Below are 14,376 nucleotides of genomic sequence, written 5' to 3' on the forward strand. Positions count from 1 at the left end.
ATGTCTCGTCTGTTCTGCAACCTAGCTTGATCGAGAACGGCGCTTTGTAGCTATGTCAGGTTTCGGGAAAATGTGAAGTCGGTTCCAATGACCGACATGAGGACGAGGGCCACCTATCTGCTTTTCATAAAAACTAAAAAACTTCTCCATGGCTGGTCAGACATGTTTCCGGACAGTCTTTTGTGAAGGGTGGATATGGAACGGGTATCGTGCTTGCCTAGAGACGCAGTTTTTAATGCAGGACGGGATACAAACTCTTGGCGTTGGACTTCAGAATACCGGTTTCCTTCTTCGTGGCAGTCTGGACAGTTTGTCTTGCGATGCCTGTTTTCCCCGCTCATGCCGATTGCCAGTCCCTGCATATTCCGCCACCGCCGACCGCCAATACAACACATCTCCTGGCACCATTCTTCATTGATCTTTCTGCATTGACGACTGACAGTATGTCGCCCCGGCGTGATCCGCATAACCCGCATTATCCATCTGCACACGATCTGCCCGACAAAGCCGTGCCGCCAGACACAGCCAATGGTAATTTCGTGCTGGGACCGACCCATCCGTTTGCACCCGAGTTTGCCATGACGGCAAATGTGCCTTCCGGACGGATTGTATCCTTCACCATGGAGTCCGGACACAGCGTCCTGTTTAATCCTGGCATTGTCCGTGACGACCCCGACAACTGTCCTAATGGCGCGATCTACACGTCCCGTTCCGCTCCCGGCGATCCGTCCAACCTGCGGCTGACAGAAAGCCATTCGGGTCCATGGATACGACAGGTGGATGTGTATGTGCCTGTTCAGTACAAACCAGGGACCAGAGCACCGTTTCTTGTATTCGGCGATGGCGGGACGGATGGTATTTATCCCGGTCGTGACCTGTTCGCAGTCCTGGATGTGCTGATCGCCAGCCATCGGCTCCCTCCCCTGATCGCGATTGGTATCGGTTCTGGCGGACAGGATGCGCAGGGTAGCGAGCGTGGACGGGAATATGACACGGTGTCAGGCACTTATGCTGAATGGGTTGAGCGTGAGGTCCTGCCGCTGGTACAGCAGCATGCCGGCGTTGCCCTGACCCATGACCCTGATGGTCGCGCCACAATGGGTATCAGTTCGAGTGGCGGTGCGGCATTCGGTATGGCATGGTTCCATCCGGAACTGTACCACCGTGTACTGGCCTATTCTCCTACGCTGACGAACCAGCAATGGCCGCATGCTGATGGCATACCGGGTGGGGCGTGGCAGTATCATTCACCATGGGCAGGCAACCCGACAGCAACAGGCAGTCAGCCCGGTGCAGCCCTTATACCCAATGCCCCGCGCAAGCCGATCCGCTTCTGGTTCGAGGCAGGAGACAGGGATCTGTTCTATCCTGCTCCCGCCATGCCCGATGGTATGCATGACTGGGTACTGGCCAGCGAAAACATGGCTCGTGTGCTGTCTGCAAAAGGGTATGATTACCAGTTCGTTCTGTCGCGTAATGCTGGTCATGTGGACGGTCCCACGATTGAGCAGACATTGCCCGAAGCCCTGTTATGGCTATGGCAGAACTATACGCCTCAAGGAAACTGATCCTGGATCATTTAGCTTGGCAGCCGTTTCGTTTCGGCAGCGCCCGATTTCAGAAACATTAGTAAGGCATGTCTACGTCCGGAATAGGACAAAAGCAGCAGGTCCGCTTGCGCCTCATCCCCGTCATCCGCTCGATCACAGCCCGTTCCACAAAACAGACATGGCCATGACGAGCAGGGAGAGAGCCGAAAGCGAAAATGATCTGATCAGGTGGGAAGTACTACGCTTTTCCCACCATCGGCCATGGCGATCGACCCGACCATGAAGCTGGCCTCGTCGGATGCGAGAAAGGCGATCACCCTGGCGATTTCCTCTGGTCGAGCCGCACGTCCGATGGGAGCATGTTTGCCATAATCCGCAAGGGCAGATGGGCCGTCTGCATGAATATGATTGAGAATATTGGTCACGGTATCTCCCGCGCCCACCGCATTCATCCGGATCCCATGACCAATTGCTTCCACGGCCAGTGTCCGGGTGAACTGGGCAAGGGCCCCTTTTGACGCAGCATAGGCTGCAATCGATGGAAAGGTCTGGAAGCAGGCATACGAGCCCACATTGACGATAGCGCCGCTCCCGTTCGGGATCATCGCACGCATCGCCTCGCGCGAATGCAGAAACACACCCCGGATATTGACGGCAAAGATGCGGTCCCAGTCCTCAGGAGTCATGTCCACCACCAGCTTGTTGATGATAATGCCCGCATTGTTCACAAGAATATCCAGCTGACCGAACTGCTCGACCGCCGTTGCCACGGCCAGTCGGGCAGCGCCTTCTTCTGTCACGTCCCCGACGAGTGGGACGATACCAGGCCGGGCAAGAGCATTGACACCGGGATCACAGTCCTCCGCGATCACCGATGCACCACGTGCATGAAGCAGCTCCACAGTCGCACGACCGATCCCGCTTGCAGCGCCGGTGACAATCGCGACTTTGCCTGCAAAATTGCCTGCTGTGTTTTCCGGATCCATACAAACCTCCTGTGATGTCGAGGACATCATCTGGAGTGACCGGGTCGTAAGTTTAATACCGGATATTCGGAATGGGTTATACGGCTGGGCAGGTACAATCGGTCACGGCTGCTTCGCACTGCGCACGGCGGCAATGAAGGTCTTGACCGCAGTCGAGCGATGACGATGCGGGGGATAGTAGAGCGCAAAGCCTGGAAAAGCGGCGGAATACTCTGTCAGCAGGGGAACAAGATGCCCGGCTTCGATAAGCGGCTGGACCTCGCTCTCAACCCATAATGCGATGCCCGCGCCAGCAACGGCGGCATCCAGTGCTGCCCGCTGATCATTGAAGGTCAGTGGACCGGAGACGGCCACGGAGAACCAGACGCCGTTTTCGCAGAATTCCCAGTTATACAGAGCAGCATGCCCCGGCCAGCGAAAACCGATACAGAGGTGATCGCGGAGCTCCCGCGGATGGAGTGGTGCCCCGTGTCGTTCGAGATAGGACGGGGCGGCAACGGCAATCTGCCGCAAACCGGGCTGAAGCGGGAACGCAATCGCATCCTGATCCAGCATCTCCCCAAGCCGTATGCCGACGTCGAACCGTTCCTGTACGATATCTACTCCGGCATCATCGATCTTGCACCTCGACACTGATCCGGGGAAAACGTCGGACAAAATCAGGCAGGAGCGGTTTTAGAAAAAGCTCGTAACCAAGACGTTGCGCGTGAACCCTCACCGGACCAGCAATTTCGCCGCTCATCGCACCGGCTTCGCTTAAAGCGGCCCCGATTTCTTCAAACGCCACACCGAACCGCGCTGCCAGACGCTCCCCTGCGGGCGTGGGGCTGACACTGCGTGTTGTTCGGTTCAGAAGCTGAACGCCAACAAAATCTTCCAGTCGACGGATCGTTTCACTGAGCGCCGAACGCGACACGCCAAGCTCTCTGGCAGCAGCAACGAAACTGCCTCGATCGATAATACAGCGCAGTCCCCGAAGATCAGAATAATATCGGTCGGGACATCCCTTTCCCTAGCACAAGAACCGCGTTGTCCTGGTTCGGTCTTGCGGCCATTTTGTGCGCGATACAGACGGTCGGCCGTTCCAACAGGTAGACAGGATGCGTCTTTACGATGCTGACGACCGTGAGCCCGTGATGAGAATATCGACGAGACGTTTCGCACTGCTCTCCCAGCCGGGACCGGCCGAGAAATTTGAAACGCCCGCCAGAGCGCGGAGCAGATCCAGAGGCTCGATGTCGGCGCGGAACTCACCGGCAGCGATGGCAGCGGAAACAAGGCTGTTGACCGCAGCTTTGAGAACGTCGCCGGAATGCGCATAGAGCGCCCCTGTTCCCCCAACCAACCCGTTGAGCGCGGGGGCGATGACCTGCTTGGCGGCGATGTAATCCACGAACAGTCGCATCCATGCGCGCAGCGCCTCCACCGGTGGATACTGCGCGGCCAGCACGGGAGCCGCTTCAGCAAGGCGATCCAGTTCAGCGCGATACACCGCTTCGATAAGAGCGTCGCGATTGGGAAAGTGCCGGTAGAGCGTGCCAATACCCACACCCGCGCGCCGTGCGACTTCATCCAGAGGAATGTCCATTTCCCCCATCGTAAATGCGGTTTTGGCCACGTCCAGGAGTTGTTCCCGGTTGCGCTGTCCATCGCTGCGCGGTCGGCGACGGGGTTTTTTCACGTCGGTCACCTGTCCTCCCCTTGTTAAACGGAGTAATGCTCCGTATATATAAAGCGGAGCGATGCTCCACATAAGACATTCCATGCCGCTTCGGCAAGGAATGGATGCACCATTTCAGGGAGTTCCACCCATGACTTAGGTTTTTGGCGCAACCTCAACGACTGATGATGTTCTCTCCGGCGTGTCCCTGAAGGGCAAGCGCGTTCTCGTGACCGGCGTTTCCGCCGGATTGGGTGTCGAAACAGCCCGGGCGCTGACCGCTCATGGCGCGCATGTCGTGGGCGCGGTGCGCGATCTGGCAAAAGCGGAGCACGCAACCGATCAGGTCCACGAGGCTGCGGCGCAGGGAGGCGGTGCGTTCGAACTTACCGCGTTGGACCTTGCGGATCTGGCGAGCGTGCGCGCCTGCGCCGACCGTCTGAACGCACAAGACGCGCCCTTTGACCTGGTTATCGCCAATGCGGGCGTCATGGCGACGCCGTTCGGACATACGAAAGACGGGTTCGAGACGCAGTTCGGCACCAACCATCTGGGACATTTCGTCCTGATCAACCGGATCGCCGGCCTGCTGCGCGATGGTGCACGGGTGGTTACTGTGTCCTCGGCCGGACATCGCTTCGCCGATGTTGATCTGGACGACCCGAATTTCGACCATACGCCTTACGTGCCGTTCGTGGCCTATGGACGCTCCAAGACCGCCAATATTCTCTTTGCCGTCGCCTTTGATGCGCGGCATCGCTCACGGGGCGTGCGGGCAACGGCAGTTCACCCCGGTGCAATCATGACGGAACTGGTGCGGCACATGGCACCTGGCGAGATTGACGCCATGGCAAGCCAGATCAACGAACAGGCCATCGCCGAGGGTCATGAGCCGCTCCAGTTCAAGACTATCCCTCAGGGTGCTGCAACCTCGGTGTGGGCCGGCGTCATAGCTGATGCCGATGCAGTGGGTGCGCATTACTGCGAGGATTGTCACGTCAGCGATGTGATCCCCGACGACCAGCCGATCAGTCTGGTCAATCCAGGGGTCCGCGCCTACGCTCTCGATCCGGCACACGCCGAGGCCCTGTGGACAAAAAGCGAGGAGATGGTCGGAGAACGCTTCGCCTGACGCGTTCGCAGGAACAACATTTCGGGTCAGCACAGGCTCACAGCTGTGCCGGGGACGCCGACGTCCACCGTAAGCCGTCGGCTCCCTCTCTCCATGAGGATAACCACACTCTTGCGCATTATCGTATTCGGCCTGCTTCTGTCGATCGTGATCCTGAACTGGTTATGGCCCCTTCCTCTTCCGGTTGCCGTGAAACTTCTGGTGGCCGTCTTCGTCATCGTGGCGTCGCAATTCCAGTTCTGGAGCAGGCTCTCTTCCGGTTCGATATTCGCACCGGAGTTCCCGAAACCGCTTATCATTCTGTTCAACTGGGCGGTCGGAACGATCCTGTTTCTCACGCTGTTTCAGCTCGCACTCGATCTCGGCGCGCTGGTGGTTGCGCTAGTTACCTGGCAGCCGGTTCATATCGGCATCGAAGCCCGCGTCACGGTAGGTGGACTGGCCGGGCTGCTCGCAGCCATCGGTGTCACCAATGCTCTGCGGGTGCCCCCTGTCAGGGATGTGACCGTCACCATACGCGGATTATCCCCGCTGTTCGATGGATACCGACTGCTCCAGCTGAGTGATCTGCATATTACGAGGCTCTTCTCCGCGGGATGGGCCGCTCGTGTCGTGGCACGAGCCAATGCGGCCGATGCCGATCTGATCGTCGTGACGGGGGATTTCATCGACGGGTCGGTGGACATGCGCCGTGCCGATGTCGCACCGCTCGCGGAGCTGCGCGCGCCCGATGGCGTACTGGCCGCTCCGGGCAATCATGAATATTTCTTCGATTATGCGGCCTGGATGCGCCATCTGTCGGCACTGGGTATCGATATGCTGGAAAACCACCACAGGGTGATCACGCGCGACACGGCCCATCTGGTGATCGCTGGGGTGACGGATCGCTCGGCACGCGGGCACGGTCAGGTGGGCCCGGATCTTGACGCCGCGCTGGCGGGCTGTCCTGCCCATGCGCCGGTTGTGCTGCTCGATCATCAGCCTAGAGACGCCCGGGCCGCGGCGGCCCGAGGTGTGGCGCTTCAGCTCTCGGGCCATACGCGTGGCGGGATGATCCGCGGCCTCGACCGGCTCGTGGCACGGGGCAATAACGGCTTTGTCTCCGGACGCTACCAGGTGGGCGGTATGACGCTCTATGTCAGTAACGGAACCGGTCTATGGCCTGGCTTCGCGCTCCGTTTGGGCGTGCCGTCCGAGATCACGCGGTTTCATCTGCGGGCCGGATAGAGCGCGGCGCTACGCATATCATGACAGAAGGCGTAAACCTGTTATGGCCCTGGTTCAGGCCAGCTTTTCATCCCGGCTGCTTTATTCGTGATCCTGTGATGTTGTCACGCGCCACACGACGCCTGCCACATCATCAGCAACCAGCAATGCCCCTGAGCTATCAATCGTGAGGCCTACTGGCCGACCATGCACATGCGTTTCATCTGGTGTCAGAAAGCCCATAAGTGCGTCAACCGGCAGCCCTGATGGTTTTCCGTTGGAAAACGGCACATAGATGACCTTGTAGCCACTTTTCGGGCGGCGATTCCACGATCCGTGTTGTGCAACAAACAACCCGTAACGCCAGGTATCCGGAAGCCTGGTGGCATTCTGGGAGAAAGTAATGCCAAGCGAAGCCGTGTGCGGTCCAAGCGCATAATCCGGCGCAATCGCCTGCGCGACGAGATCCGGCCGTTGCGGTGAAACCCGTGTATCAACGTGCTGACCGTAATAGCTGTAAGGCCAGCCATAGAACGCGCCTTCCTTGACCGACGTGATGTAGTCCGGAACGAGATCGCTACCGATTTCGTCACGCTCGTTGACTGCCACCCACAGGGCACCCCTTTTCGGCTCAAAAGCCATACCGTTCGGGTTACGCAGCCCGGTCGCATAGGGCGTGAGTTTCCCTGTAGTCAGATCGAGCCGGTCGATCCGTGCCCGCCCCTCCTCGAACTGCATCCCGTTATCAGCGATGTTGCTGTTGGAACCGATGGTCACATAAAGGAAGCGGCCATAAGGACTGGCGAGCAGGTTTTTGGTCCAGTGGTGGTTGTAGCCCGCCGGCAGATCCGCGACCTTGGTTCCCGGCGTATCAATCCGCGTGGCTCCTTCATGATAGGAAAAGCGGAAGATCGCATTGGCATTGGCGATATAGAGATCATTGCCCACCAACGCCATTCCAAAGGGTGAGTAGAGATGATCGAGGAACACCGTACGAGTATCTGCGATCCCTGAGCCCACGCTATCACGCAGCAGGATGATCCGGTTCGGACTGCTCTCCCCTGCACCGACTTGGCCCATCACCAGTCCTGCAACACGATTTTTAAGGGTCGAAATGTCCGTTTTTGACGAGTTACTCTCAGCAACCAGAATGTCCCCATTCGGTAATCGGTAAAGCCACCGGGGATGGTCAAGATCTTTTGCATAGGCTGAAACCGCCAGTCCCGCTGCGGGCACAGGCGTCTGGTTGGCCGACCAACCTATAGGCGTCGCTATATTTACGGTGGGAATCAGGGTATGCCTGGGTTGTGGGAGTTCTGGATGAAAGCCGGTTCCTGCCGAAACGGGAAGCATGGCGGCTTCCGGATGCAGTACTGTCTTCCAGGTGATGGCGCCAAGTACAGCAAGTCCCATCACTCCGGCCCCGCTCCAGCGTATCCATGTTTTCATATCAACTTCCCTGTTCCATGTTGCCGCAAACCCCTGCAATCCGTGTCGTTCGACAGAACAAGACCCTCTCCCGGATGAGCATGGTAAGATACTGTCGTCTCGTCCACGCGGGGATCCTTATGACGTTCGTGGCGAGAGACGTCGGACGCGGTACCAGCTCCAGAAACTGGTTGGCTTTGTGAAAGGGCGAGTACACCTAATCGATCCCCTTTCCTGTCAAAGAAGAAGATGCAGCTTCGCAAAGTAATTTCCCCGAGACCCAATGCTCTCAGTTAACCAGACGCAGAGGCATCGTGTGGCGCATTGACCTTGCGCGGTCGCATCAGTGCATACACCAGGATAGACGAGAACAATGCGAAGGCTGCTGCGACCAGAAGGGTTATTGAAAAACCATCAGCGAAGGCGTGATGGGCCTTTTTGATAGCCAGATTGCGAGAGACGTTTCCCCGTCCGGCGAGCGCATCGGACAGATCTCCTGCGACGATAGCATCAGCAAATTCCAGAGGATGCCCACACCCCTCTCCGCAGCCCGAAGCCTTCCCCGACCGTTCCCGAGCAACATTGCTCATGATCGCCTCGCTACTGTCCGAGGACAATCGAAGGGTCAACGCGCAACGGATTGAAGTCTCGGGCGGACAGGCTATCTGAACATCCGTCATTCTCTGCTGTGTTTGATATCAAACGCCGGATTTTAAATTTGTTAATTTTACATGCATCTGCAGTATCTTCCATGAAATAGAAGGGATAATTGTCTGGAATGTGGGCTGTCTTCCTCTTGTCTTCTTGAGATCATGAGATAAAAGGAGCGCCCCTTTTCCGATGTAGCGGTTCACCGCTCCTCCCCGCTTTCAAGGCATCAGCCGGAACGGAAGGAGAAGACTTTCACGGGCAAAGCTGCTTCAGATAGGCTTCGAACATATCAGCCATAGCATCTGAATACTCGAGAATGTCCTGAGCGCTGCGTGCCGTCTCGGAAAATGACTTTCCGCCTCTCTTGAGAGTGACCTCAATCAATTCCGCGGCAAGAGCCCGACCAGCCGCAGGAATCTCAGGAAACGCATCGTTTAGAAACCGGCCGATATCGCTGTCTTTTTTCTGTGCAATTGCAGTCTGGCAAAAGAAGGGGGCAGCAGCATATAAAGCCGTCCGCATCTCGGCTTCATTACATTCTGATTGCAAAAAGGCGTGCACCAGCTTGCGCAGCCGAGCAAAGGGTGGATGGGTGTGATCCTGCAAGATTGAGCGCGTCAGCTCCGCCGTGTCGCGCCATTCATCGGTTTGCAGGCGATACAGAATTGCCGCTTTGCTGGGAAAATACTGGTAGAGCGACCCTATGCTGATCCCGGCACTTTCTGCCACCCGCGCAGTCGTGAAACGCTCTACTCCCTCCTCTTCCAAAACGCGAATGGCTGCCGTCAAAATCGTTTCAACCAGCCGTGTGGATCGTGCCTGTTTTGGCTGTTTTCTCTGTAAATATGAAACAGAAACCGGTGCGGGCATAAGGGGTCCGGGAACGCGAATTGTCGAAGAATACGAAGTATTGATATTTTACAGGCTGGGCACAAGACCACTCTGTCAGAATCAAATTACTGGAATATTTTATGGCCGTCCCCCCTGTTTCCGATGCGCAGCGTCGTCTGGTCATGCTCTGCGCCGTGCTGGGCATTGTTCTGGGAGGACTGGACGGAGCGATTGCCAACATTGCCCTCCCGACAATCTCACGCGACCTTAACTGTAGCGAGACCCTGACGGTCTGGATCGTCAATGTCTATCATCTGACGGTTGCCGTCAGTCTCTTGCCCGCTGCGGCTCTGGCAAATTCACTGGGCCTTAAACGGGTTTACGGGTTCGGGATGATGCTTTTTACAGCAGCGTCCCTCGCCTGTGCGCTTTCTGGCTCTCTTGAGGTCCTCATCGGAGCCCGTGTTGTTCAGGGGCTCGGGGCAGCGTGTATGGCGGCGTTGAGTGGCGCTCTTGTGCGCAGTGTCTACCCCAGAGGCATGCTGCATCAAGCTTTTGCTATCATCGCACTGGCGGTTGCGATTTCAGCCGCAGTTGGACCTACTCTGGCGGCGGTAGTTTTGGCAGTTGCGACCTGGCCTTGGCTGTTTCTGATCAACGTGCCGATTGGCCTGATGGCTGTCGCGCTTTTTCTGCGAGCCGCCCCTGCAAGCCCCCGCACCCCACTCTCGTTCGACTGGGTCGGAGCGTTGCTGAACGTAGGGGCTCTGGGGCTGGGCATTCTGGGCGTTGATGCGTTGGGGCAGAAGCAACATGAACTGGCAATGATCGAAATTGGAGCGGGCCTGCTTTGCACCCTTCTCCTCTATGGACAACAGAAAAGACAGCAGACGCCTATGCTGCCTCTCGATCTGCTGGCTATACCCTTGTTTTCGCTGTCAATTCTGACTTCCATCTGCGCTTATGCGGCACAAATTCTGGCGTATGTCGCCCTGCCTTTTCTTTTCCAGACAGTCATGCACCAGTCTGCTGTTACGACAGGTCTGCTTGTGACGCCTTGGCCACTACTCGTTGCGGCGGCGGCCCCTTTTGCTGGACGTCTGGCTACCCGGCACCCTGCGTCTCTTTTGAGTAGCATCGGTCTGTCGATTTTGGCCATAGGATTAGCCACACTGAGCGTCATGCCGCCTCACCCGGCTTTCTGGAATGTTGCCTGGCGAATGGCGCTTTGCGGCATTGGTTTCGGGTTTTATCAGACGCCGAATAATCTGACGGTCATGACTTCAGGCCCGGCAACACGGAGTGGCGCCGCAAGTGGTATGCTGGCTGTCGCACGTACAATAGGCTGGGCGCTTGGCTCTGCATTAGTGGCCCTGGTCTTTGGCATGTCTCAAGGTAGCGGTGGGGCCGTCCATTGCCTTGAACTGGCCACAGGATTTGCGCTTCTCGGAGCTATGCTCAGTGTTTCGCGTCGGGTTGTTCGGTATGAGGCGGGTCAACAGACATAGGCTTTCTGCCAGAGCCAGGCTCTACATACGCGTTAATAGAGAATTAGTCGGGAACGGGGGAAAGCCGAATGTCTGTAATGGAATAAAACGAGCTGAACAGCGGACATAATGACAACCCTAGGTGTTTAGGGCCTGTTAGATCTTGAATTTCTTCCCATATTGTAGGGATGGAAGAAGGAGACAGAACAGGCACCTTTACGGACGAGACATGGGCGATCTGGGAACCTCTGATTGAGGAGGTTCGCCCGAGGGGCAAGACGCCGCCACATGATCTGCGGCGGACGATAGCAGCGATTTTCTGGCGTCATGAGAATGGCGCGAAATGGCGGAGCATCCCCGCTGAACTGGGTCCGTGGTGGCGGGCTGCGCAGCTTTTCATCCGCTGGGCGAAGCTCGGCGTATGGGAACGCCTGCTCGAACTGGTTCAGGAACAACAGGGAGTGGCGTTCGGAATGACTTTTCTGGATGGTACGAACATCAGGGCTCACCACAAGGCGGCGGGAGCCCAAAAAAGGGGCCTCTTTCGAAGAGCGGGACCATCGTGAAGCACTTGGCCGCTCTCGCGGCGGCTATGGCACGAAAGTCTGCGTGATCGCTGATGGACATGGAAAAGCCTTCGGTTTTGCGCTGGCCCCCGGACAGGCTCATGAACTGCCCCTGGCACCAGCCATGCTCGACAACCTTCCCGCCATTCCCCTGTGGGTAGTAGCGGACAAGGGCTATGCGTCAAATGCCTTTCGTGAACGGATATGGGACATGGGAGCCCGGCCCGCCATTCCTGCGAAACGACGCGATGGCCCGGTCGCCTGCCCAAAATGGGCCTATCGGTGTCGACATCTTGTCGAGAACCTCTGGGCTCGCCTCAAGGAGTGGCGCGCTGTCGCAACCAGATATGAAAAAACAGCAACGTCGTTCCTCGCGGTCATCCACATCGCTGCCGCAGCAGACTGGATCAAGCCCTAACAGGCCCTAATCCCGTTTATGCTCCCAACGCAGCACAAGCATGGGGTGCATTCGTTACAGATAGCGCTGGTGAAATCCTCCTTTTGGGATAAGAAAATATGAATCAGAACTGGTCGAACCCGGCGCTGAACCAAAATACGGTTTCTGCGTCAGACCTATTGCTTTGCCTGAAACCCGTGACCAACGGCGTTGGTGGCATAAAAGAATACCAACCTTATAATATTCTGATATCCGATTTTGCGCCGGTAATTGCGTCACTCGGACTTCTCACGCTCTTGCCCAATTTGCCTACTACCGCGCCTGAAGGTGGCGGTCTGTGGATGGATAACGGTTCTCTGGCCTATTCGCCTGTAACAGGAACCGTCAGCGGCGCCCCGCTGACTGTCGACGCAATGGCTGCATCGCTTCGCAATCTAATGGAAGCTCTCCCGCTCATGGGAGCATCTGCTACACTAGCGGGCTTCCAGAAAAACGACGGCGTCATTCAGGATACGGAGAAATCCTCATGAGGAAACTGGCTTTTTTTACCGGGATGCTGCTCGCAAGTGCTGGTGTGGCGCATGCCCAGTTCAAACCGCTATCTGGCTTGTCTATTGATACCGTCATCCATGCAGCGGGTACATCCTGGAACAACGAGACCCTTGCTACCATCATGGGTGCGCTCCAAAAAAACATTGCTAACGGCGTGGCGGGCTTGGATACGAATGGAAATGTGACAGCCCCGCTCGCGTCGGAGGGAACGAGTTCCCTGCTCGATCCCAACGGTGTTCCGATCCTGGTAGCAAATCCAAGCCAGAGCAGTGACACTCTCCCAGGGCGCAATTACTGGAACCTCATGAAACCCGGTGCCGTGCTGGTGGGTGGCACGCGGATCGGTACGCTCGCAAACGGCGATTTTGGTGCGAACTCGCAGCTTTATACTTTCGGTGCCGCCGATGGCATCGGGGGACAGGGATGCCTTCTCTGTGTCGTGGACACAAATGGGTCGGTAACCCAGAACAGCATCGGCCTGAATACGGCATGGGTCGATGGTCCAACCGGTATCGCGTCTTATGCACCTGCAGATGGCTCAATCCAGTATCTGGGTGCCCAGAACCGTGAACCCGAACTGTTGTTTGACGTGGCGAGTTACACGGCGACGCAGATTGTCCTCAAAACGGCAATGACACCCGTACAGATGGAGCGCATCCACTATGGGCAGTATGTGCTGACAAATTCCGTCCCTGATGGATCATCTCCTGTAACGTTCTCATCGGCAACAGATTTGCCGACCTACCCTGCTTACGCATCTATTGTCGTGGATGTCGCGGACCCGACACATATTGACGTGAAGGGGTGGGCTATTCCCGGGGCCGGAAATGGTGCGTCAGGGCAGGTTCCTGATTTTTCCAGCCTGGATACAGGGTGGAGCAACTATGGCCGTCCTGTGGCTGCAATCGGTGGGGTCACGAATGTCGGAACCGCAAACTGGCGTCTCGACATTTCCAAGGCAGCCCGACCCAACAGCCTGACACGCGGCTTCGGGTTCGCAGAGTTCGATCTGACGAACGACCTGCCGACCGGCGAATATAACGGCCGCCTTTTCGCTTTGAACACCCAGGGAAATGCCCCAAGCGCGGACAGCTTTATCTGGTCTATTAATGCCCCACAGTATCCGGTGCTCTTCGATCTTGGAGAAGGACCGACAGCATGGTCCATCCGCTCCAACGGTTTCCGTGCGCGTGGCAATGGTGGTGTCAGCTCATCCGATGCAGACGAAATCATGTTCGAGCATGATGGTTTTACCGACAGCACCGACAATATGCGGCTCATCGGCTACCTGCATCACCTGGCCTCAGGGACAGGTGTCAATGGCACGGAGATGTATCTAGGCGGTTATAAATCCGGGACCGAGGGTGTTTCACCCCTGATCGAAAAGAACGGTGGTCAGGGTCTGGGTGCGGTGGGTTTTGGCATAGGCGGCAACCCGGGACAGGTTTCGCTCTGCGCTTCCAATACTTCATCCACAAACATGTTGTGTACTCTAACAGTCGGGGCGGATGGAAACGCCGTTGCTACTCAGGATTTTGGGGTTCTGGGAAAAGTCTCCGGGGGTACTATTACGAATACCAATGCCACTTTTGCTGCGGATGGAAACGGCAACGTTACCGCAAATGGATTTATTGTTTCCGGCAAGGCCGTAATTTCCTCTGATGGCAACGCCACTTTTTACAACAACGTCACCGCGAACGCCATCATCGCCGGCAGTGGTGCCACGAAGACCATTATCGGTTCGGACGGCAGCTTATCCCTTCCGGGGAATATTACCGGAAACGCGCTTATTGTGGGCAGTGGCTCCTCTAAGACCGTTCTCGGGTCAGACGGCAGCATCACGACTACTGCGCTGACGGGCAGCGGTAACGCCTATGCCTGCCTCAATTCGTCGGGGCAGCTTTACCGTAGTTCCACGGCGTGTAACTGA

At 57.0% G+C, this 14,376-nt stretch carries 14 protein-coding genes and 1 pseudogene; 8 read left to right on the forward strand and 7 right to left on the reverse strand.

Going from position 1 to position 14,376, the window contains the following annotated elements:
• The first annotated feature begins 320 nt into the window (after positions 1–320).
• Positions 321–1,568 carry an alpha/beta hydrolase gene (locus ACJ2A4_RS01980; RefSeq protein ID WP_408873401.1) on the forward strand — a complete coding sequence of 416 codons (1,248 nt, stop codon included), beginning with the start codon at positions 321–323 and terminating at the stop codon, positions 1,566–1,568.
• A 206-nt stretch (positions 1,569–1,774) separates the two neighbouring features.
• Here the strand turns inward: ACJ2A4_RS01980 and ACJ2A4_RS01985 are convergent, their stop codons facing one another.
• The 4 genes from ACJ2A4_RS01985 to ACJ2A4_RS02000 all read right to left on the reverse strand — a co-directional run bounded on the left by ACJ2A4_RS01985 (position 1,775) and on the right by ACJ2A4_RS02000 (position 4,226).
• Entirely contained in the window at positions 1,775–2,536 is a 762-nt protein-coding gene (locus ACJ2A4_RS01985) for an SDR family NAD(P)-dependent oxidoreductase (protein ID WP_408873402.1), read from the reverse strand.
• A gap of 102 nt (positions 2,537–2,638) precedes the next feature.
• Complete coding sequence (locus tag ACJ2A4_RS01990; protein WP_408873403.1) at positions 2,639–3,169, reverse strand: LysR substrate-binding domain-containing protein; 531 nt, start codon at positions 3,167–3,169, stop codon at positions 2,639–2,641.
• Positions 3,147–3,506 carry a LysR family transcriptional regulator gene (locus ACJ2A4_RS01995; RefSeq protein WP_408874072.1) on the reverse strand — a complete coding sequence of 120 codons (360 nt, stop codon included), beginning with the start codon at positions 3,504–3,506 and terminating at the stop codon, positions 3,147–3,149. Before ACJ2A4_RS01995 ends, ACJ2A4_RS01990 begins: the two co-directional genes overlap by 23 nt.
• A gap of 138 nt (positions 3,507–3,644) precedes the next feature.
• Complete coding sequence (locus tag ACJ2A4_RS02000) at positions 3,645–4,226, reverse strand: TetR/AcrR family transcriptional regulator (protein WP_408873404.1); 582 nt, start codon at positions 4,224–4,226, stop codon at positions 3,645–3,647.
• Between the two features lie 172 nt (positions 4,227–4,398).
• Between ACJ2A4_RS02000 and ACJ2A4_RS02005 the strand changes: the two genes are divergently transcribed.
• Both ACJ2A4_RS02005 and ACJ2A4_RS02010 read left to right on the forward strand, forming a co-directional pair.
• A complete protein-coding gene (locus ACJ2A4_RS02005) occupies positions 4,399–5,328 on the forward strand; it encodes an SDR family NAD(P)-dependent oxidoreductase (protein WP_408873405.1) in 930 nt (309 codons plus the stop codon).
• Between the two features lie 111 nt (positions 5,329–5,439).
• Positions 5,440–6,555 (forward strand): metallophosphoesterase, encoded by a 1,116-nt coding sequence (locus tag ACJ2A4_RS02010; protein WP_408873406.1) that lies wholly within the window; start codon positions 5,440–5,442, stop codon positions 6,553–6,555.
• 81 nt (positions 6,556–6,636) lie between these two features.
• Here the strand turns inward: ACJ2A4_RS02010 and ACJ2A4_RS02015 are convergent, their stop codons facing one another.
• Positions 6,637–7,983, reverse strand: a complete 1,347-nt coding sequence (locus ACJ2A4_RS02015) for a PQQ-dependent sugar dehydrogenase (protein ID WP_408873407.1) — start codon at positions 7,981–7,983, stop codon at positions 6,637–6,639.
• Between the two features lie 272 nt (positions 7,984–8,255).
• The gene (locus ACJ2A4_RS02020) at positions 8,256–8,552 is read right to left on the reverse strand and encodes a hypothetical protein (protein ID WP_408874175.1); all 297 of its coding nucleotides are present in this window, start codon (positions 8,550–8,552) and stop codon (positions 8,256–8,258) included.
• Here ACJ2A4_RS02020 and ACJ2A4_RS02025 point away from each other — a divergent pair.
• A pseudogene (locus ACJ2A4_RS02025) lies at positions 8,551–8,631 on the forward strand (3-oxoacyl-ACP reductase); the annotation flags it as partial. The gene ACJ2A4_RS02020 and the pseudogene ACJ2A4_RS02025 overlap by 2 nt on opposite strands.
• A gap of 234 nt (positions 8,632–8,865) precedes the next feature.
• Here the strand turns inward: ACJ2A4_RS02025 and ACJ2A4_RS02030 are convergent.
• A complete protein-coding gene (locus tag ACJ2A4_RS02030; RefSeq protein WP_408873408.1) occupies positions 8,866–9,483 on the reverse strand; it encodes a TetR family transcriptional regulator in 618 nt (205 codons plus the stop codon).
• A 101-nt stretch (positions 9,484–9,584) separates the two neighbouring features.
• On the opposite strand from ACJ2A4_RS02030, the gene ACJ2A4_RS02035 reads away from it, so the two are divergent.
• The 4 genes from ACJ2A4_RS02035 (at position 9,585) to ACJ2A4_RS02050 (ending at position 14,376) form a co-directional block, all read left to right on the forward strand.
• Positions 9,585–10,952, forward strand: coding sequence for an MFS transporter (locus ACJ2A4_RS02035; protein ID WP_408873409.1), 1,368 nt, complete (start codon positions 9,585–9,587; stop codon positions 10,950–10,952).
• Between the two features lie 167 nt (positions 10,953–11,119).
• Positions 11,120–11,915, forward strand: a protein-coding gene (locus ACJ2A4_RS02040) for an IS5 family transposase (RefSeq protein ID WP_408873290.1) whose coding sequence is annotated in 2 segments (ribosomal slippage) — positions 11,120–11,460 and positions 11,459–11,915 — 798 coding nt in all. Because the reading frame shifts where the segments join, the coding sequence is not laid out codon by codon here.
• A gap of 98 nt (positions 11,916–12,013) precedes the next feature.
• Positions 12,014–12,424, forward strand: coding sequence for a hypothetical protein (locus ACJ2A4_RS02045; RefSeq protein ID WP_408873410.1), 411 nt, complete (start codon positions 12,014–12,016; stop codon positions 12,422–12,424).
• Positions 12,425–12,468: 44 nt separating this feature from the next.
• A complete protein-coding gene (locus ACJ2A4_RS02050) occupies positions 12,469–14,376 on the forward strand; it encodes a hypothetical protein (RefSeq protein WP_408873411.1) in 1,908 nt (635 codons plus the stop codon).

Origin of the sequence: Gluconobacter roseus (assembly GCF_046058915.1) — a bacterium.
In the GTDB taxonomy this organism is placed as follows: Bacteria; Pseudomonadota; Alphaproteobacteria; order Acetobacterales; family Acetobacteraceae; genus Gluconobacter; species Gluconobacter roseus_A.